Source organism: Pseudomonas sp. IT-P294, from assembly GCF_949767865.1.
In the GTDB taxonomy this organism is placed as follows: Bacteria; Pseudomonadota; Gammaproteobacteria; order Pseudomonadales; family Pseudomonadaceae; genus Aquipseudomonas.
On sequence record NZ_CATKQW010000057.1, the window covers coordinates 1 to 19,691 of the forward strand.

The following is a 19,691-nucleotide window of genomic DNA, read 5'->3' on the forward strand; positions in this document are numbered from 1 at the left end:
GTTGCCGCCACTCACCACAGGCAGCTATGGGTCGTGCCTTTCGTCACCCTCAGATATGTGGCTCGGGTTGGCGACCAGTTAAACATTGAGAGTGGGATGGTGTGATAATCCGGGATACGGCTAACGCCCCTGACATTTGAGGCATCAATCGACACGAATCTGTTTGGTGACCCGCGGTAAGTTAATGCGCCTTAATGCCCAGCGGGCGAAAAGTGAGAGTACCCACTTACATCGATTTGACCGAGACTACTTCCACAAACCTGAATTTCTTTCTGGCCGTCTTAGTAGCTTCTTGTTCTGCAACTAGGGAGCTCAGCGTATCGGCCTCATGTACCATCTCGTGCATCTCGCCTTCAAATTCGTTTCCCACACGGAGCGTAACTCTCAACCTAGGTGTGAAGCCTTTTGAAACTGCCTTTTTCTTCGCTGCCTTCAACGGTTGCAAGATCACAACATCCGGGACTGTGTCCTGCACGTCTGAGTTAATTGCCGGCGCAGAGGGCTCAGAATCACCGAATAGCGCCCGGCGCATCTCATCTTCCATCAATTCCCTATTCATACCATTTTCTCAGAAGGGTGTTATCGATAACCTGATCGATTCTATCAGGATGGCCGGACTCTGTAGTAAAGCGTCGCAGGGTCTGACCTGAAGTGACAAAGGCCACCAAAGCAGAAACGGCGAGCGGCAGCATCTGTCCATCTGCCGCCTATCATGGCGGGCAACTGTCGGCCAGTCTCAGCCAAGGACGAGATGAGCTAGGCTTCCGGCATCATTCCTCAAGGACGACCGCCATGCCAGATAACTCAGACCGCAAGATCGCCACGGCGGACGCTCTGACATTACTCCTCCACAACCAGCACGCCTTAAGTGCAGCTATAGAAGAAATAACCAAGTGGCTCTCAGAAAACGGGGTAGGCAGTGTCGCCGCAAATGCGATGTCGGCCATGGAAACGCTGGACACTAATGCTCAAGCCATTACAGATTCCATTTTGATGATACGCCAGTCATAAATTACTCAGCGCAAGACTGCCCTCTGATTTGAATGCCCCCCGATTTTGTAGACACAATTGACCGGCGGCTATGGGACGTTCTCTGCCGGTCATGGCCACGCAGTGTGATGGTCAATCCGATGTAAATGATTGGTCAGGTCGAATGCAAATGGGTGGGCAAGTCTGTGCAATTACCCAGCAACGAGCGTGTCGTTTGCTTTGGGCGGAAAGACCTGGCCTTCTTGATTCTTCTGCGGCTACTGATCCGCCCAGGCAAAAATGGCCATCTCGATGTCAGCCACTCGCCAGCCTGTAGGTGACTTACCTCTGGGTAGGTCACAGTCCGGTCGCTTGATACCAGCTTCCTCTAGCTCCCTCAAGAGGGTCGTGAGAAGTTCTAGGAACGCAACGTAACCACGGATCATAGACGGGTCGTCACCATCTGTGATTCTCCTCAACAAACTTCCATTCAGCAGTGCCCGTCGAATCCGGTTATCTAAGCTTGCGTGGATCTCTGGTCGGAGAAATCTCAAAAATTTGGATGCGTACGTGAGACCACAACCGGGTATCTGCAGGGCGTTTTCAATCGCAACTGTGGGATTATCGATGTTGCCGACGACCAACTGAACTTGCGCCAGCAGACAATCATTCCCCAAACCCACCTCGAACTTCATTCGAGGCCCAGCGCCGCCGCCCCAATCCAGTATTTCACGAATCAAATTCGTCGGAGCCGTCTTCACCTCTGTCACCGAGACAAGCCAGGCCCCGCGCTCCTCAAGCGACTTTATCCAGCTGAACGAAGGGAAGGTGTCGGCTGGGTAGCCGTAGACACCATGGTGCTTTCCCCAGTGATACTTCTTGAAATACCCGGGAAGAAGTTTCACATCAATTGCGGTCAAATCGCGCTCCTTGGTACCAGGCCAACTATGCGAAGGCCCTTTCACTTTCCGGATTGAGGTTGAAAAAGCTCTGCTCCGCCCCGAACGTATTGAAGATTCAATTCCCCGCACGTCCAAGTCCGGTTCAGCATTTCGGCCGCTAGGCCTGTCATCATTCGACTTCCGAATGGATCTACCACAAGCTCCTCCGAGAGGAATCGGATGAGAAAATCTGCGATCGACAATGGCTGGCCAGCCCCATGCACCGGCAGCCCCAGTGCTGTAGCTGCCTTCTGATACTGAAGGCCGTACGCACAACGATGCCCTCTGGTGATGATGTTCCTTGGAATCTTGCCTGCTGTGGCATTACCAAAGCTACCGATCCGCAAACGATAAGCGCCGTCACTATAGCTCGCCATGCGCTTCTCTCCGCCCTCGGAGATCAGCTTGAGATGTTTCTCGGTATGGGGCTCAAGGACCCGGAGATTGTCAGATTTTACTTTTCGAGGTTTTTTGCAGAATCTTGATCAACAGGTAGCATGCGAGTTTGGAAATCGACCTGTCGCTACCCGCCGAGCGTGTGGTCCGTGATCAACAGAATCGGCCCGCAGCAGACGGACACGACCGACCGCTTTTGGCCGATTCTGTTGAAAAAGTCGGATTTTCAGCTGACCTGAACTCAGGCACGACCATCGCCTAAGAACCGACTCACCACATTGAGTGGTTTCTCGGCCCTTCGTTGACCGTTGCTGCTCAGTTAGTGGGTTAATTTGAGGTTTATTGCTGAGTGCAGGCGCACCTATCCCGTGACAGGTGGCCCCTGAGAGGTAAATTTGGCCAGCCGTCGCAGGTTCTGCACCGCAGCGGCCAGCGTGAATTCATCGGTCGCGTCACTCATGCCACGTAGTCGCAAGCGATCCAGTTTCAGGATGCGCTTGAGGTGGGCAAACAACATTTCGACCTTCTTACGTTCGTGGCGAGAGCGCACGTACGCAGGTGTCGCTGCGATGCGCCGAGCCACATCGCGCGCGGCTTCATGGACGCTGCGGGCGATCTTGCGAAACGCAGTGTTCGGGCAGCACTTGGCTTTCATCGGACAGGCAAAGCAGTCGGTCTGCCTGGATCGGAAGATGATGGTGTTGGCTTTGGTGACGTGCGAACGCTCGTTCTTGAAGGCTCGCCATTCGCTACGTAATGCATTGCCAGCCGGGCAGCGGTATTCCTCAGTCTCTTCATTCCAGCGGAAATCGTTGCTCGAAAAACTGTCGTTCTTGCGCTCGGTTTTGTCCCACACCGGCACATGTGGCTCGATGTCTTTTTCCTCCACCATCCAGGCCAGCATCGGCGCGGTTCCGTAAGCGGTGTCGCCAATGAGGCGTTCCGGCTTGATGTCGAACTGCGCCTCAACGCGATCGATCATCGTCTTGGTGCTCTCGACTTCTGCGGTTCGATGAGCCGGTGTGGGTTCCACATCCATGATCACGCCGTGCTCGGTATCGATCAGATAATTCGTGGAGTAAGCGTAGAACGCTGGGCCACCTGGAGCTGCGGTCCAGCGGGCTTGAGGATCAGTCAGCGACAGGCGCTTCGGTAGCGTTTCGGCCAGAGCCTCTTCATCGAGGGCTTCAAGATACTCACGCACGGCGCGGGTGCTCAGGGCCGGATCGCTCCAGTTGACCGGTTCATCACCCGGTACACCGCGCTGCCGGCTGGCATCCGCTTTGATGATGCTGGCGTCCACGGCAAATCCTTCACCTTTGACCAGGCCGGCGTCCATGCAACGACGCAGCACTTCATTGAACAGCCAGCGAAAGAGATCGCTGTCCCGAAAACGGCCGTGTCTATTTTTGGAAAAGATCGAGTGATTGGGGACTTCATCTTCAAGGCTTAACCGGCAGAACCAGCGATACGCCAGGTTCAAAAGGGTCTCTTCGTACAGCCGCCGCTCGGAGCGAATACCGTAGCAATAGCCCACGATCAGCATGCGGATCATCAGCTCAGGGTCAATCGAAGGACGCCCAATTGGGCTGTAAAAATCGGCGAGGTAATGGCGCAAGTCGCTCAGATCGAGACACCGATCAATGCTGCGCAGAAGGTGATTGGCTGGGATGTGATCTTCAAGGTTGAACGAGTAAAACAGTCGTTCCTGCCCACTCGATAACTGTCCCATCATGCTGCGTGCTTCCCTGCTGGCCGATGCGCGGATTTTGCCGCAGGCCAGACAGGGGAGCTACTTTTTCAACAGAATCGGCCGTTCTCTGCCGATCAAGGTTACAGCGTGTGATGGTCAGCTGCGCCAGCGGTATACTGGAGGTATTCCAATATACCCCGCGCCTCGCGCCCAGGCAGACCAGGGACGGTTGAATGATCCGAATCAGAACCAATTTGGCTCCTCGATGGAATCGGCAGATCCGAGAAGCCACCACGCCTCTGACAGTGCTGTCCCCCTACATCACAAAAAACAGCACGCTTAAGCTCTTGGCCAAGAAGCAAGCAACGTTTTACACACGGTTCGAGGTAAGGGACTTCGTCTGTATGGCGTCAACAATCGCTGCCTTCAAGCTGTTGCTCATCAACAAGTGCACGATTTACGAGGTAAAGGACCTTCATGCGAAAGTCATCATGGACGAGGCTGACTTCGTCACACTCGGCAGCCAGAACCTTACCTTCAGGGGGGCCTCGAAAAATAAGGAGTTGAGTGTTTGTTTCGATAACAGTAAAGCCAATTCTTGTGACCGAGTTCGGAGCGTGGTCAATGATTGGATTGACGACCCGGATCTGGAATTGATCGACTGGGCCAGGGTGTTTCGGATGGAGAAGGATGTTCGCGTAGCCAAAAAGGCTTTCGAAGAATTCAACGAAGCGATGTCCAAGATTCAGGGTGAAGCCGATACCTACCAAGCCAACCGAGTCCAGGTTGCTCGGGATCAGCAGGAACAAGAGAGAGCTGCACGAAAGGCTAAGAACCTAGCTGCAATTGGTGCTGCCGTGCGGTCTGGTGCACCTTCCGGCACGATATACACCGGAACAGTAAAGCCATCTGAGGGCTCTGCACGACTGAAATTTGATGCGAAGGTTGACCTGCTCCAGTGGACCAGGAAGAACGGCATCGACCTCCCCCGGATGATTAAGTCGAGCCGTTGCCTATGCGTGCTCAATCAACAGAAGGTCGGCTGGGCACGGCTTGCGAGCCAACAAATCACGAAATTCGCTCAAAGCATGACCATTGGTGGGATTCTGCCTAAACCGTTCGATCGGGTGGATGTGACACTCTCCGTCACCCCAAAAGATCTTGCTCGGGCGCCTTCCGACACGACTCTTGTTGCCATCTTGAAGAACGAGAGCGGGACCGAACTGTGCATGGTCCCGGTTCTCTACTCAATCGACGAGATCAGCGTTCTCGACACGCTAGGACCCAAGCGAAAGCCCACGGGTAAAAAGCTCAAGCCAATCGATCAGCTCAGAACCGATCTGAAGAGCTGGATTGATAGCAATATGGCTGACTTTGAAAGCCTACTGAGCCGCCACATCACCAGCACTACCCCTCTGAAGAAACGGCTCGATGGGGTCAACGCGGATGTGTTTTTTGAGGGAATGGATACGGTGGTCGATGTGACAATGGTCTTTAAAGGGCGGAACGGTACAAAGCCCATTCTTGTCGCGACCACCAGAAACTGAAATCCCACACTGGACTGCCCCGCAACCTGCGCAGTTGCCGCTGGCTCATCATAACCAATTGTCCAATTATCAGGGCCGTATTGAACTCCCCAAGAATCACCAACAACCCAGGTGTTGGCCATATCCTGACCCCAAGTAAAAGCTGATGGGTAATTGCACAGGCTTGCCCACCCATTTGCATCGCATTTGACCAGTACACCGTGTGGGCATGACAGGCAGAGAACGGCTAATAGCGAGCGGCCCTTTTCGACCCATAGGTGTCATCCCGTTGCCATCTGGTTGCCTCAAACTGCCAGAGTAAGCGCTCGCTCGCAAAGGTGCTCGCGAACATTTGAACGATGGGCTTCAGGTTTCTGCCGGGTCTTTCAGACTTGGAGGCTGGTGTAGACGGTCATGTAGACGGAATGACTAAAAGCTTCCAGAGCGGCAATGAGACAGTTATTGTTTAGCAATCTGGAAGTCGAGCCTGGACTCGATGCTGAGAGCTGATCGACAGGGATGGCACTCCCAGTGCCACTCCATAGCATAAGCTAGTCTTGGTCAATTCGGTTCAGAGGTTGGCATTGGCTATCATTGCTCGCTAAGGTATAGGCTCGTCTGATCTGAATCGTAGAATCTTTGGTACAGCCACGACCTGAGCCGTACAACTCCAGACTCAAATTAAGGAGTACATCCAGTGAACAAGTAAACCTAAAGTAGAGTTGACACAGATCAGGTTCTGGAATTATACAAATTTACCGTAATAAAATGGCAATTTCTAACTATCGAGAATCAGCATGAGTAAGACTCAGAAGATAGATATTCAGATACTTGCGGAAGGTGATGAGCTTGTAAGCACGATTTGCCAGCACGAATCAATTACCTTGACCGTCAAGAAAAGCGATAATACCTACAAGGTTTTTCTTGTAGAAAAAAATGATCAAGGTTTGTTTAAAATTAAAACGGATCATGAGATTTTGGTTTCCAAGGTGCAAAGTACGCCTTTGGTAAAAACCTGTAAGGGCAGCGGTGATTCGTTAGGGGATGAAAAAACTGTTCGAGCTTATACTCTTTAAAGAGGATGTTAGTATGAGCGGCAAGAAAATAGACATGCTCATCTGGGTAAAGGGAGTTGATGAAGATGATGAGGGCGATATTCTTAAATACGCGACTGGCCTAAAGCAATTCACTGACGATATAGTCGTAGTTGCTGGGCCGCCTGAAAAACTTCTTGCACCTGAAGCTCGCCGTGACTTGCTTGGAGATTCAGACGATGGCGATGTGTGGAGTGATGAAGATTGGGCGGCCATTGAAGCAAATGAGTAAGCCTCGCCCATATGCGCATCGAAAAGCTCAGCGTGAAGCTGTAAAGGAAGCAGGCTATCGCTGTAGGAAATGTGGTCTAGTAGCGGATGACGCCCAAGGCCACCATATTATCGAGTATCACATAGGAGGTGCTGCGGATAGTCATATAATTATTCCTTTATGCCGCGCATGCCATATTGAATACCATACAAAAAATCCAGGCGTCAGGATTTACAGGCTTTAGTAGCCATTGTTAAATCACCTGTTTATGGCCTCTTCGCAGCGGCTAGCAGTAACAACTACCGATTAGTGGTGTTATTAGTATAAGACCCGATAGAGGCAAGCGATTGATAAATCCCCATGTTATAGGTTTGCGGATGCAATTCTATACGTTGTGCGTTGTGGGATTTTTCATCACTGCTCAGATAGATTGAAAGCGTATTTTTATCAATGTTAAACTTTGAGAGAAATTCAATTGTGCGGCCACACAGCCATACACAAAATTTAGATAGGTGGAATATCTATGCTTGACGAACGCATAAAAAACTTAACGCATTCGTTCTGTCTGCTGCGACTAAATGGCAGTGGCTATCAAAAGCTTATTCTAATAGGTAGTCGCGCACGCGGGGATTACAGAGCAGACAGTGATCACGATTTTGTTGCAGTAGTGGACGACGATGCACCGCAGGACGTACTTATAGGGCGCAACGAACAGTTGCTTGAGAGCTTCCGTCAGTATTATCAGCAGCACGGCGTTAAGAAGATTGATCTATTAATATCAACGAAATCTCGATCAGAGATTAGCAATCCTGAAAAAAATGATTTTGTACCGTATGCGTGCCAGCATGACGGTATAGTTGTGTGGGAACATTACAATGCTTAGTAGCCAAAGCTCACCTCGCTTCAATCGAACGTTTGCTTTGGTGCGTAGCAGCCATTACTGACCGACCGCTTTTGGCCGATTGCTGTCCGTCACGAAGGGCCTATTTCGCCACTATAGCTATCTTTCTACTGTCTGAGACTGCAATCTTGGTACAGATTCGTACGGCAAGTAGAGGCTCGACGCACCAAGGATGCAGGAATAGGGTTAGGATTTATTTTCTGGAAAATTGATCCGTCCCTTTTCTCTGCTATATCAAGCTGATTAACTCACGTACGACGATGCAGGAAGTCGACCACTAAGTCTGTTGTCACCTGCTGCTCTTCCGTGATCCAGTGCCCGCAATCCGGAATGATCACATGCTCGAGGTTATCGGCGACACATCGCAAAACCTCGCCGATCATAGGGCCAAATGTAGCTTCTCCACCTAAGGCCAAGACAGGCATTTGAAGCTTGCCCTGCGCAAGGAACGTCCTGTTGTCGATTGCATCCTGACTGAACTCAAGGAACTGAGCAAAGCTTGCTCGCATTGCGCCGGGTTGCGCATAGAGCGCCGCGTAATGATCTGGGTAACTTTGAAGTCGACGTGAAATAACGAAGTTGCAAGGGCGCCAAGTTCTGTTTAATCGATGTCAGCAATGCGTGGGAAATTGGCGGTGGTACGAGGCGCTTTTAGTAAGGGAGGTGAATGGAGGGTAGCATTTGAATAAGCTCATCTTGAGTTTTAATAAAGTAACCAATGATGGTGGTCCAAGACAGTACAAGCTCCGCTTTATATAGATACGCGTGCGCCGTCGCAGCGGTTAAGGCAGGCAACCAACAAAGTAGTCGTAAAAATCTAAGTGAGTTTTTTAGTTTGCGTTCATTCTTGTCAAGTCCAGATATCGCTGACGACAAAAAGGCCTGCAGATCCTTAGGGTATTGCGTAGACTTTTTCTCATGTGAAGAAAATATTATTGAGCGAGAATGTTTGATTCTCTCAAATTGTAATTTTTGAGCGGAAAGTGTTTCGGCGAGGATTCCAGAAGCCATTAGTACTCCTAGTACTATAACCGAGCTCTCAAGGCAATTATCGGCTTTGACGATCGCGATGGTAGCAACTAGGGAGATCGGAATGCTTAAAACTTTTCCGCTGATGTCACTAACGATTTTTGATAGTTGTTCAGCAATTGTTAGTTCTGCGTTAGCGACTTCCTGTTTGGCTTTGTGGAATGAGAAGCCGCTCAGATAAGTATCAAGGTTGTTCTGGAATAAAGATATGAAACTGCCCCATGCTTGTACAAGTAGATAGAATTTTTCTTTGGTGTCTACTGTACCATCTAAAAACTCTGTTACCGATGTGCGGAAAATAGATCGCTCTTTGAGCAGTTGAGGGTTTTTGTCGATATTTTTTTCCATCAGTCCTTGTATGGTTGTTGGTTCAATTTCAAAAGTAAGTAGTTCCTCAGTGATGTGAGGTTCGATTATGATTGTTTTTGTCGACTGTATGCTTTCTTCTTTAACGAATACTAGTTTGTAAGACTCGTTGTTGGATTTTTGATCGTGATAGTGAGCAAGGTCTGCTAAGCATAATATTAATTGGCACAGGTTTCGCAGCGAGTCGATTTTTTTGTTTGAGCATGTTTTTTCAGAAGAAAGGTAGTTTTCGTCTATGACAAAGAAAACTTCTGGTAAAGTTCCTCGGTTGACTATTTTAGATTTATTTATTAGTTGCGAGAGGTTTTGATAAATGTGTACGTCGCCAGTTGAGTGCAGTTTGAAAGAAAACTCTAACTTGGTCCAGGCGTCAGGGATTGAAGCGTCAACCTTTATTTCGTCACCATCTATAACTATCTCCTCGACGCGTCCAGCATCTGACGAACGTAACAGCTTAATTACTTCGCAAATTTTCGGATCGAATTTATCAAAAGTTAAATCGAGCTTAAGTTCGCTGGAAAAGTGGGGCCGCTCAAGGCACCTATAAGCTTTGACGAAGTCAGAGATGGAAATCATTTCGATGCCGAGTCAGTAGGCTCGGTCCTATCAGCTAGCGCCTCTTGAATTAATGTGATTACATCGGTAGGTAAGTTGTTTATTACTAGTTGATTGGATTCTTTTATAAATCTGATTTCAGCGCCAATTCCGGTGCCCAACGCGTCTCTATCAAATTTTAATTGCCAGTTCTCAGATTTGTAAAAAATATGGGTGTGCTTGTCTAACACGCTTTTGTTTACCGGAAACTCAACTGGAACGCCCACAGCTTCGCTGTTTAAATAGCTTGTGAATTCATCTGCAAGGTCATCCGCTTGGCCATCATAGCTGGCTGGAAAGTAAGCCCTTGCGATATGTTCAATTTCTGACAGTTTTGCTGATTCCTGTGCGTCTTTCTGTTTTTCCAAGTATCGAAGAATGTCGTCCTTGACTGCCAGTCGGTGTTTTTTTAGATCTGGTCGATCTCGGAAGAATTTTGCACTTTCTATTATGAGATTTTTGGTTGCGGTGCTAGAGGCTGTACCAAGGGCGCATCCAAGAGCAGTAACAAAATAGCCTGCTGCGGACCGACCAGCATTTTGGCTAAGGAAGCTCAAGTAGTTAAGCTCATGTTTTTCTGATTCTGATGCATTCTTATACTCGGCGAATCTTTTAAAGCTTATCCGCGCTGCATGGTAAAGACTGCTAAGGTCCAGTTCGATCAACTCCTCCGGAACGAGGTTTTCATTTAGGCGAAGACCATCTTTTTTCTTCAGCATTGATGTCATTAAGAATCGGCCTTGAGCGTTCTCATAATCAATGAAGAGGATGTATCCACCAGAGGAAGCGTGAGCTGATTTTGCTTGGTCGTAAAGTTCGACCATGGCAGAGGAGGTTATTTCCAGGAAGGATTTTTCGGTATGGCTAGCAAGTGAGGCGTATGATGAAAAATCGTTGGGGAAGTCGCTAGCGGTTTTTGCGGCAAAAGTTCCATAGTGAGCAGTGTTGTTTTTTCGGCCATATATACTAGTGGCACCAACTATGAGTTTATCTACTGCAGGGATCGTAATGTCCAGAACGTTGGGCCTGATGTTCGATTCCTGAATAGCTTTGTGCTGCTCCTTTATCAGTTCGTGAACTACTGCGAAATTGATTTTTGTGTCCATACTATTTCCTATCCTCAAGAGCACCGAAAAATGTTAGTTTTTTGGAAGCTATCATCCTTACCGGCGTTGCCATTCCGTAGCCACATTGGCTGACATTTAGCCATGATGCCTAAATGGCATCACTTTACATAAGCATGATTCTTGTGGAAAGGGTCAGAGATTTTTAAACTCAGTCTAGACAGTTTTAAGCGTTTTCTTAGCTTGGTGGCTACCGCATTGCGTGTATCGCTGAGTTCTCCCATCTGCCCGGGTCCCTCAGCGTGAGCCAACTGGTTGGCGGTATGGCAGAAAAAGTGAAGATCTGCCGAGGTCTACTATCAAAAAGAGATTTAGATTGCCTCATCGTTCAACTGCGTGAGCTCTGCTAATGCTCCCACGTTGTTTTTAAAAGCCGCTGCAAATACCACACGATTTTTTGCCATAAAAATACTGGCATCTTCAGCCTGCTTTTCAGTCAAGCCGGCGACATTTTTGAGTAAGACATCAGTCAGTGACTCTGCCAGTTCGAGCATTTGGTCGTGTGCATCGGCTAGCTTACGATCCACGAATGTAGTCTCCAAGTCGCGGGTACTGCGATATAGGGTTTCAACAGCCATTTTTGGCCTCGTCATCAGGTGCAATTTTAAGAGGAGCTATCCCCGGTTTCGCTTACAAAAATCAAACGACTTCCACATTACGAATCAGTCAGATAATGCAGTGCATGGCCAATGCCCTACTGATTTCGTGTTCAGATCGTCGTATCTAGGCACCTCGCCAAAGACAAAACTGTACAGTCACGAATTTTTTTGAGAAGGGTCTCGACGAGGCCGTTCGTCTCAGATCCTTGATCCAGAGCAGCTCATGCTAGGCCAATGTAAATCAGAGGTAGTATCTAGGCAGTTGGTCGGTCCGCAAAACGATGAACAAGCGCTCCAGATCTCGGCTGCTGCGGTATACCACTTCGACGGCCATTCACCACCTCACATGCCTTCACATTAGTTGTCTGTTTCGACCACTGTATTTATATACAGCGAAAAGGATAAGCGAATCCCTGCGCTTTGGGTAGTGGCTTTTTAATGTAGACCGAAATCAGGGTTTGTCAGCTAAACCGTGGTGCCGCCATCGCGAGCAAGCTCGCTCCCACAGGATTAGCGCTGACCCTGTGGGAGCGAGCTTGCTCGCGATGGCGTCTATCCAGACACCACCGACGTGCCTCATGTCACTCGGCCTTCATCTCAATTCACAGCCTCTGGCCTTTTTTCTGCATGCAGAACAACCGTCACGTCCAACTTGCATTATCCGGTCGAACCGACCTAAGGAAGCATCATCGTGAAAATCAACTGGGCCGAGAACCTGCGGCAGAACGTGCATCAACTCGCCGAGTCACTGGGCAACCTGTTCGTCGAAACCTTCCATTACATGGCGCTGTTCGCCATTGGTGCCGTGACTGCATGGGCGGCGGTGATGGAGTTTTTGGGGATGATCGAGGCAGGGCACATCAAGATCGATGACATCTTGCTGCTGTTCATCTACCTGGAACTGGGTGCGATGGTCGGGATTTACTTCAAGACCAACCACATGCCGGTGCGTTTCCTGATCTACGTGGCGATCACGGCGCTGACGCGACTGTTGATCTCCAACGTCTCGCACCACAATCCGCCGGACATCGGCATCATCTACCTGTGCGGCGGAATTTTGCTGCTGGCGTTCTCGATTCTGGTGGTGCGCTACGCGTCGTCGCAGTTTCCTTCAGTGAAGATCGAACACCCGCAGCGCAAGATCGGTGCGGGGTCCAGTGAGCATCCCGAAGTGGAGAAGGGCGAGCTTTAAAGCCTGCTGGCCGGGCGAGCCTGGCCTTTGACAGAGGGCGGCGGCAGGTTGCGATTGTCGCCGTCGGTCATGGCTTCAAGGATGGTCATGGCGCTGTGACCCTGTTCGATAGCAATGCCGAACTGAATGCTTTGCACCAGGCGCTTGAGGCGCTTGGGATCATTGCGCTGCTCGGCGCTGATCATCCGTTTGGCGACTACGCGACCGCCATTGGAAAGGGTCAGCATGATGCTGCCGTCCAGACCTTGAATGCTCAGATTGATCTGATAGTCCGGCGCAAAGGCATCGGTAATGAGCTGAAAGGGGTTGTCCATGATGCGTCACCGCCTGATTGAACGTGCAGTAGTTGACCGGCCATGATCGGGTTGGTTCGCCCCACCAGACCATTGGCAGATTGCTCGCCGAGGTTTCAAAAATCCTTTTGCCTCGCAGGTGATGTAGCAAGGGGCATGCCGGAAAAATTGTCGAACAATAAACCCGGCAAAAAACAGGCGGGCACGGTGGCCCGCCTTTTTTTTGCCTGCCCGTTTCAGGGCATGAACGAGTAGATGATCGCTGACAGTGCAATCAAACCGATCAACACCACGAACACATTCGATGCCTGCCCCGAGTACTGGCGCAAGGCCGGCACCCGACGGATGGCGTACATCGGCATCAGGAACAACAGGCACGCGATGATCGGTCCGCCAAGCGTTTCGATCATGCCCAGAATGCTCGGGTTGAACGTTGCCACGGCCCAGCAGCTGAGAATCATGAACAGCGCGGTGATGCGTTTCAGCCAACTGGACGACATCACCCGGCCACGGCCGCGCAGGCTTTTCACGATCAGGCCCTGGAAGCCTTCGCTGGCGCCGATGTAATGGCCGAGGAAGGATTTGGTGATCGCCACCAGCGCAATCAGCGGCGCGGCATACGCGATGACCGGGGTCTGGAAGTGGTTGGCCAGGTACGACAGGATCGAAATGTTCTGCGCCTTGGCCGCCGCCAGGTCCGTCGGGGACAGCGCCAGCACGCAGCTGAAGCAGAAGAACATCACCGTCACCACCATCATCGCGTGGGCAATGGCGAGGATGCCGCTGCTCTTGCGTTCAGCCTGCTCGCCATATCGCTGTTTCTGATCGACGGCGAAAGCAGAGATGATCGGCGAATGATTGAACGAGAACACCATCACCGGAATCGCCAGCCACAGCGTCTTGAAGAACAACGGCAGCGGCATGCCCTCGCTGGCGGTGGCGAAGAATGCACCGTTCCAGTTCGGGATCAGGCTGAGGCCGAGCAGCAGCAACGCCGCGACGAACGGGTAAACCAGCACGCTCATGCATTTGACGATCACGCCCTGGCCACAACGGACGATGGTCATCAGACCGAGAATCAGCACCAGCGACAGGATCGCCCGGGGTGGCGGGGCAATGTGCAACTGATGCTCCATGAAACTGCTCAGGGTGTTGGTCAGCGCCACGCTATACACCAGCAGAATCGGGAAGATCGCAAAGAAATACAGGAGTGTGATCAGTTTGCCGGCGCCGACGCCGAAGTGTTCTTCCACCACTTCGGTGATGTCCCCGGAACGACCGGACAGCACGAAACGGGTCAGGCCCCGGTGAGCAAAATAAGTCATTGGAAACGCCAGCACGGCCAGAATCAGCAGCGGCCAGAAACCGCCCACGCCGGCGTTGATCGGCAGGAACAGCGTGCCCGCACCAATCGCCGTGCCGTAGAGGCCGAGCATCCAGGTGGTGTCGTGTTTACTCCAACCCTTGTGGGCGGTTTCGGTAGGGCGTGTCAGGTCTACAGCGGGATTATCGGCAGCAGGTGTACGTACATCGGTCATCGTTATTGGCCTCGTTATTATTCTTGCTAGGGCTCACGTGTTCCGGACGGTCAGGCAGGCAGTTTGAAAACTACTGCGCTCGGCAATACTGCGTTAAAAACAGGCGCGGACTGCTCATTTACAACCCGTAAACTCCGCGTCCTTGCCTGTTTTTGCCTTGTCTTGCCTTCGCTCGCTACGTTTTCAAACTACCTGCTTCGGAATGCTCCTCAGCACTCCACCCAGCTCACCGCCAGGCCGCCCCGTGAAGTCTCTTTGTATTTGTCGTGCATATCGGCGCCGGTATCGCGCATGGTGCGGATGACCCGGTCCAGGGAGATGAAGTGTTTGCCGTCGCCGCGCAGGGCCATTTGCGTGGCGTTGATGGCCTTCACGGCGGCAATCGCGTTGCGCTCGATGCACGGCACCTGGACCAGGCCTCCGACCGGATCGCAGGTCAGGCCGAGGTTGTGTTCCAGGCCGATTTCGGCGGCGTTTTCCAGTTGTTCCGGGGTGGCGCCAAGCACATCGGCCAGACCGGCGGCGGCCATCGCGCAGGCGGAACCGACCTCGCCCTGACAGCCCACTTCGGCGCCGGAGATGGACGCGTTTTTCTTGCAGAGAATGCCCACGGCCGCCGCGCCCAGGAAGAACGCCACGACGTCGTCGTCCGACGCATCCGGGTTGAATTTCATGTAGTAGTGCAGCACCGCCGGAATGATCCCGGCCGCCCCGTTGGTCGGCGCCGTCACCATTCTTCCGCCGGCCGCGTTTTCTTCATTCACGGCGAGGGCAAACAGGTTGACCCACTCCATGGCCGACAGGGTGGAGGTGATGACATTGGGCTTGCCGATTTCCAGCAGGCTGCGGTGCAATTTCGCCGCGCGGCGCGGAACATTCAGACCGCCGGGCAGGATGCCTTCGTGGAGCAGGCCTTGCTCGACGCACTCGCGCATCACCGACCAGATGTGCAGCAGGCCCTGACGAATTTCCGTTTCACTGCGCCAAGCCAGTTCATTGGCCATCATCAGCTCGGAAACCCGCAGGCCGTGCTGGTTGCAGAGCTTGAGCAACTCAGCGGCGCTGGAAAAATCGTACGGCAGCACCACGTCGCTGGTCGGCGCGATACCGGACTCGGCTTCGGCCGCTTCAATGATGAAACCACCGCCGATCGAATAGTAAGTCTGCTCCGACAATTCGCCGTTTTCACCGAAGGCTGTCAGGGACATGGCGTTGGGGTGGTAGGGCAGGCTCTCGTCGAGCAGCAGCAGATCGCGTTGCCAGTTGAAGGCAATCGTGGTTTTGCCGGCCAGGGACAATTCGCCGGTTTCGCGCAGGGCCTGGATTCGGCTATCGATGGTGGTCGGGTCGATGCTGTCCGGCCATTCGCCCATCAGGCCCATGATGCAGGCGCGGTCGGTGGCGTGACCGACCCCGGTCGCCGACAACGAGCCGTAGAGGCGGATTTCTACCCGACGTACGGCGTCCAGCAAATGCTGGTCAATCAGCGCCTGGGCGAAGGTCGCGGCGGCGCGCATCGGGCCGACGGTGTGGGAGCTGGACGGACCGATGCCAACTTTGAAGAGATCGAAAACACTGATAGCCATGCTAAAGCCTATACAAGCAATGGAAGAGGAATCGCTGCCATGTTTTGTAGGACAAGCGCAATGTCGGCGATACTGCCTCCCTCGGTCCGACGTGACCAACGAAACTTCCTAAGACAGCCTTTAGCAGGACTAAACAATGAGTCGCCAATTGCACGCCCAGACTTACGTCTGGCTGCACGTGTTTTCCTGTGCCGCGCGGCACTTGTCGTTCACCCGTTGCGCCGAAGAACTGCACATCACGCCGGGTGCGGTCAGTCAGCAAATCCGCCAACTGGAAGAACGGCTGGGATTCCGACTGTTCCACCGTCGCGCTCGAGGCGTGGAGCTGAGCGCCGAAGGCCAGCGACTGGCCATCACGGTCAATGAGGCATACGGCAGCATCGATGCGGAATTGCGACGACTGGACGCGGGCATGATCAGCGGAATTCTGCGGCTGCGCTCGATTCCGTCATTCCTGAGCAAATGGCTGACACCGCGATTGCCGCGCTTGCAGCAACGCTTTCCGGACATCCAGTTGCGTCTGGTGGCTGAGGACAGCAGCGTGCCGCTGCACGAGGGTGATTTCGACTTGGCGATCGATCTGAATGACGGCAGTTACCCGGGCTTGTTATCCACAACCTTGCTCGACGAGCAGATCTTTCCGGTCTGTGCGCCGAGCCTGTTGCGTGGTCGGCCGCCGCTGCACGGCCCGGTGGATCTGGTGCACTTTCCGCTGTTGCACGACATCACCGCCTGGCGCGGCAGTTATGAGTATGCGGAATGGGAGTTTTACCTCAACGCCATCGGCTTCGAGGGGGCGGACGTGCGGCGCGGCCACACCTTCAACCGCAATCACCTGACCATCGAAGCGGCGATTGCCGGCATGGGCGTGGCGATTGCGCGAAGGACACTGCTTAACGATGAGCTGGAGAGGGGGACATTGATTGTGCCGTTTGGCTTGGCGGTGCCCAATCACAAGCGCTACGTGTTGCTTTATGCGCCGGGGGCGTTGAGCCATCCGGGCGTGCGCGCGGTGCATGACTGGCTGGTAGAAGAGGCCGCGGTTTTCCGCAGCTTGCACCCACTGGCGGAGCGACAGATGTGAGCAATTATGACAAACGAGCGATACGAGCCAACTCCCGACCTTAACAGCGCTTTTGCTCCTTGTCCGGCTTTTTCTGCGAATCCGGAATTATCTTTTTTTAGGGGTTGAAATGTTTGTCGAGCAGACCGATTGTGTAAACAAGAGGTCACGGTAATGACGCCCAAGGGCTAGTCGAAGGGCCTCTCGCGAGCTAGCTGAAATAAGGGATGAACTATGCAAATCCAAGTCAACAGTGATAACCATATTCAAAGCAGCAACCGACTGGAGGAGTGGGTACGTACTACCATTGAGAGCACGCTCGAACGCTATGAAGAGAACCTGACCCGCGTCGAGGTTCATCTGCGGGACGAGAACGGCGACAAGCCTGGTCCCCACGATTTGCGCTGCCAGCTGGAAGCGCGGCCAAAAGGCCATCAACCGATTTCTGTCACTCACAAAGCCGACACCCTGGAGCAAGCCATCGACGGTGCGGCCGAAAAACTTGAACATGCGCTGGATCACCTGTTTGGCAAACTGCGGGGCAAACCACGTGCCGCTGTGGTGCCGTTCGAAAGAGCCACAGCCGATGCGCTGTTGGAAGATGAGTTTCTCGAAAACGAACAGGCTGCACAGAACGGCTAAGTCCTGAGTTAATTTCTACTTTTCCACTGACAAACGGGTCTGCTTATGCAGGCCCGTTTTTGTTTGTGTCGAGAACGATCAGAGGTGCTGCTCAACACCTTTGCGACGCAGGCGGGCATCCGGCAATTGAATCGGCTTTGCGTATGAGAATATTTATCATTAGTATTGCGGCCTTGTTGACCGTGTGACGTTCACGCGGCCTCACCGTTTCAAGGTCGAAGCATGAAAGGCAAGATCAGCACGCTATCTGTTTGCTACCGACTGGTGGTCACTTGCCGGATGCTGGGTGGCTATGGCGTTGCGGCGCCGGCGCAGTGGCCGAGCCGATGATCACCAGCCCCCCGGAATTGCGCGACGATGAACACCGGGGTGCCCGCGCGCATTTTCTTCAGGTGTTCCTGTCCCAGCGCTCGCAAATGGAAGCGCTGGTGAACCGGCGTGTCGGCTGCCAGGCGACTGCCGCTGATCTGGTGCAGGACTTGTTTCTGCGTTTCTGGCGCCGGCCTTTGGTGCAAGTCGAGGAGCTCAGCACTTACCTGTTGCGCTGCGCCGGCAACATCGCCATCGATCATTTACGCAGCGAAGGCGCACGGGTGCGGGTCAACGAAGGCTGGGCGCCGGACCCGCCAGACAGCCAGAGCAGTGAGCCGCAAGCCGCCCTGGAGGCGGGCAACGATCTGCGTCATGTCGAAGCGGCGTTGCGCGCGTTGCCTGAGCGCACCCGGCACATCTTTCTGCTCAATCGCATCCACGGTCGCAAATACGCCGAAATCGCCACGGCCATGGGCCTGTCCCAAAGCGCTGTGGAAAAACACATGATGCGCGCCCTCGAGGCCTGCAAGGCCAGCCTGCGGGAACCGCCCACGCGCACGCCCGGGAAAGCACCGTGAACCCATTCGACCGCGTCACCCCGACGCCCGCACAAGAGCAGGCCGCGTTGGCCTGGCTGCGCCTTTTGCACGACCAGCCCAGCAGCGGCGACCAGCTCACGTTCAGTCATTGGCTGCAGGCCGATCCCGCGCATGCCGAGGCCTATGCTCAGGCACAAGTGCTGTGGGAACTCAGTGAAGGGCCGGCACGAACCCTGGCGGATGAAGAAGCGTTTGCCTTGCAGGGTTACCTCAACGCTATCAATTCCTCTCGCCGCCACAGCGTGCGGCGCTGGTCGGGGGCGCTGGCCGTGGCGGCGTGTCTGTTGCTGATGATCGGTTTCGGCGTTGGATGGCAGCCGTTGCGATGGATCGATGATCTGGGGGCCGACTATGTCTCGGCACCGGGGCAAATCAAAACCGTTACGTTAGCCGATCAGTCGCAAGTCACGCTGGATGCCGACAGCGCCATCGCGGTGGATTTCAGTCGCGGTGAGCGCCATGTTCAATTGCGGCGCGGTGCCGGGTTTTTCAGCGTGACGCACACCGGCGATCCGTTTGTGGTCGAAGCCGAAAAGGGTCAGGCGCGGGTGTTGGGCACGCAGTTTGAAGTGCGCCTGCAACCGCACGGCGCGCGAGTCACTGTGCTGTCCGGACGGGTCGGCGTGACTGCGGACAATCAAGCCGAGCAGCAAATCCTGACCGCCGGCCAGCAAGTGGCGTACGGCGAGGGCTCGGCGGAAAAACTGCACCCTGTCGACAGCGAAGCGCAGCTGGCCTGGCGTCAGGGCTGGCTCAATTACTACAAGGCGACGCTGGCCGAGGTGGTGCAGGATCTGCGGCGTTATTACCCGGGGCAGATCGTGTTGCTCAACGATGAGCTGGCGGCGCGGCGGGTCAGTGGCAGTTTCCCGAGCAAGGACCCGCAAGCGGTGTTGAGTTCGTTGCAGGGAGTGGTGGGGTTTGAGCAGACCAAGGTCATGGGACATCTGATTATTTTGCGCTGAGGCGGCGGGCCTCATCGCGAGCAGGCTCACTCCCACATTTGGAATGCATTCCCCTGTG

At 53.3% G+C, this 19,691-nt stretch carries 20 protein-coding genes; 11 read left to right on the plus strand and 9 right to left on the minus strand.

Annotation, left to right across the window (positions count from 1 at the left end; all coding sequences use genetic code 11):
- Positions 1-226 precede the first annotated feature (226 nt).
- Positions 227-559, minus strand: a complete 333-nt coding sequence (locus ACM6I0_RS27455; RefSeq protein ID WP_414923752.1) for a hypothetical protein — start codon at positions 557-559, stop codon at positions 227-229.
- A gap of 233 nt (positions 560-792) precedes the next feature.
- Between ACM6I0_RS27455 and ACM6I0_RS27460 the strand changes: the two genes are divergently transcribed.
- The gene (locus ACM6I0_RS27460) at positions 793-1,011 is read left to right on the plus strand and encodes a hypothetical protein (RefSeq protein ID WP_414923753.1); all 219 of its coding nucleotides are present in this window, start codon (positions 793-795) and stop codon (positions 1,009-1,011) included.
- Between the two features lie 236 nt (positions 1,012-1,247).
- Here the strand turns inward: ACM6I0_RS27460 and ACM6I0_RS27465 are convergent, their stop codons facing one another.
- On the minus strand, positions 1,248-1,889 hold the full coding sequence (locus ACM6I0_RS27465) for a hypothetical protein (protein ID WP_414923754.1): 642 nt from the start codon (positions 1,887-1,889) through the stop codon (positions 1,248-1,250).
- A 778-nt stretch (positions 1,890-2,667) separates the two neighbouring features.
- Positions 2,668-4,041, minus strand: a complete 1,374-nt coding sequence (locus ACM6I0_RS27470) for a transposase (protein WP_414923755.1) — start codon at positions 4,039-4,041, stop codon at positions 2,668-2,670.
- A 191-nt stretch (positions 4,042-4,232) separates the two neighbouring features.
- Between ACM6I0_RS27470 and ACM6I0_RS27475 the strand changes: the two genes are divergently transcribed.
- From ACM6I0_RS27475 to ACM6I0_RS27495, 5 genes are all read left to right on the plus strand, one after another.
- Positions 4,233-5,546, plus strand: coding sequence for a hypothetical protein (locus ACM6I0_RS27475; protein WP_414923756.1), 1,314 nt, complete (start codon positions 4,233-4,235; stop codon positions 5,544-5,546).
- Between the two features lie 776 nt (positions 5,547-6,322).
- On the plus strand, positions 6,323-6,601 hold the full coding sequence (locus ACM6I0_RS27480) for a hypothetical protein (protein ID WP_414923757.1): 279 nt from the start codon (positions 6,323-6,325) through the stop codon (positions 6,599-6,601).
- Between the two features lie 13 nt (positions 6,602-6,614).
- Positions 6,615-6,851 (plus strand): hypothetical protein, encoded by a 237-nt coding sequence (locus tag ACM6I0_RS27485; RefSeq protein ID WP_414923758.1) that lies wholly within the window; start codon positions 6,615-6,617, stop codon positions 6,849-6,851.
- A complete protein-coding gene (locus tag ACM6I0_RS27490) occupies positions 6,844-7,074 on the plus strand; it encodes an HNH endonuclease signature motif containing protein (RefSeq protein ID WP_414923759.1) in 231 nt (76 codons plus the stop codon). Before ACM6I0_RS27485 ends, ACM6I0_RS27490 begins: the two co-directional genes overlap by 8 nt.
- Before the next feature lie 279 nt (positions 7,075-7,353).
- Positions 7,354-7,713 carry a nucleotidyltransferase domain-containing protein gene (locus tag ACM6I0_RS27495; RefSeq protein WP_414923760.1) on the plus strand — a complete coding sequence of 120 codons (360 nt, stop codon included), beginning with the start codon at positions 7,354-7,356 and terminating at the stop codon, positions 7,711-7,713.
- A gap of 669 nt (positions 7,714-8,382) precedes the next feature.
- On the opposite strand, the gene ACM6I0_RS27500 is transcribed toward ACM6I0_RS27495, so the two are convergent.
- The 3 genes from ACM6I0_RS27500 to ACM6I0_RS27510 form a co-directional block, all read right to left on the minus strand.
- Positions 8,383-9,702 carry a hypothetical protein gene (locus ACM6I0_RS27500; RefSeq protein ID WP_414923761.1) on the minus strand — a complete coding sequence of 440 codons (1,320 nt, stop codon included), beginning with the start codon at positions 9,700-9,702 and terminating at the stop codon, positions 8,383-8,385.
- Positions 9,699-10,826 carry a nucleoid-associated protein gene (locus ACM6I0_RS27505; RefSeq protein WP_414923762.1) on the minus strand — a complete coding sequence of 376 codons (1,128 nt, stop codon included), beginning with the start codon at positions 10,824-10,826 and terminating at the stop codon, positions 9,699-9,701. The genes ACM6I0_RS27500 and ACM6I0_RS27505 overlap by 4 nt, the downstream gene beginning before the upstream one ends.
- Before the next feature lie 329 nt (positions 10,827-11,155).
- A complete protein-coding gene (locus ACM6I0_RS27510; protein WP_414923763.1) occupies positions 11,156-11,422 on the minus strand; it encodes a YebG family protein in 267 nt (88 codons plus the stop codon).
- Between the two features lie 712 nt (positions 11,423-12,134).
- On the opposite strand from ACM6I0_RS27510, the gene ACM6I0_RS27515 reads away from it, so the two are divergent.
- The gene (locus ACM6I0_RS27515; RefSeq protein ID WP_222589840.1) at positions 12,135-12,635 is read left to right on the plus strand and encodes a phosphate-starvation-inducible protein PsiE; all 501 of its coding nucleotides are present in this window, start codon (positions 12,135-12,137) and stop codon (positions 12,633-12,635) included.
- On the opposite strand, the gene ACM6I0_RS27520 is transcribed toward ACM6I0_RS27515, so the two are convergent.
- From ACM6I0_RS27520 to ACM6I0_RS27530, 3 genes are all read right to left on the minus strand, one after another.
- Positions 12,632-12,949 carry a DUF3509 domain-containing protein gene (locus tag ACM6I0_RS27520; RefSeq protein WP_285430924.1) on the minus strand — a complete coding sequence of 106 codons (318 nt, stop codon included), beginning with the start codon at positions 12,947-12,949 and terminating at the stop codon, positions 12,632-12,634. The two genes, ACM6I0_RS27515 and ACM6I0_RS27520, sit on opposite strands and share 4 nt — an antisense overlap.
- A gap of 215 nt (positions 12,950-13,164) precedes the next feature.
- Positions 13,165-14,466, minus strand: coding sequence for a serine/threonine transporter (locus tag ACM6I0_RS27525; RefSeq protein WP_414923764.1), 1,302 nt, complete (start codon positions 14,464-14,466; stop codon positions 13,165-13,167).
- Between the two features lie 209 nt (positions 14,467-14,675).
- Positions 14,676-16,052, minus strand: a complete 1,377-nt coding sequence (locus ACM6I0_RS27530) for an L-serine ammonia-lyase (RefSeq protein ID WP_285430926.1) — start codon at positions 16,050-16,052, stop codon at positions 14,676-14,678.
- Positions 16,053-16,188: 136 nt separating this feature from the next.
- Between ACM6I0_RS27530 and ACM6I0_RS27535 the strand changes: the two genes are divergently transcribed.
- From ACM6I0_RS27535 to ACM6I0_RS27550, 4 genes are all read left to right on the plus strand, one after another.
- Complete coding sequence (locus tag ACM6I0_RS27535) at positions 16,189-17,136, plus strand: LysR substrate-binding domain-containing protein (protein ID WP_414923765.1); 948 nt, start codon at positions 16,189-16,191, stop codon at positions 17,134-17,136.
- Between the two features lie 213 nt (positions 17,137-17,349).
- On the plus strand, positions 17,350-17,757 hold the full coding sequence (locus tag ACM6I0_RS27540) for an HPF/RaiA family ribosome-associated protein (RefSeq protein WP_414923766.1): 408 nt from the start codon (positions 17,350-17,352) through the stop codon (positions 17,755-17,757).
- A 326-nt stretch (positions 17,758-18,083) separates the two neighbouring features.
- The gene (locus ACM6I0_RS27545; protein WP_414923767.1) at positions 18,084-18,647 is read left to right on the plus strand and encodes an RNA polymerase sigma factor; all 564 of its coding nucleotides are present in this window, start codon (positions 18,084-18,086) and stop codon (positions 18,645-18,647) included.
- Positions 18,644-19,633 (plus strand): FecR family protein, encoded by a 990-nt coding sequence (locus tag ACM6I0_RS27550; RefSeq protein WP_414923768.1) that lies wholly within the window; start codon positions 18,644-18,646, stop codon positions 19,631-19,633. The genes ACM6I0_RS27545 and ACM6I0_RS27550 overlap by 4 nt, the downstream gene beginning before the upstream one ends.
- Positions 19,634-19,691: the final 58 nt, after the last annotated feature.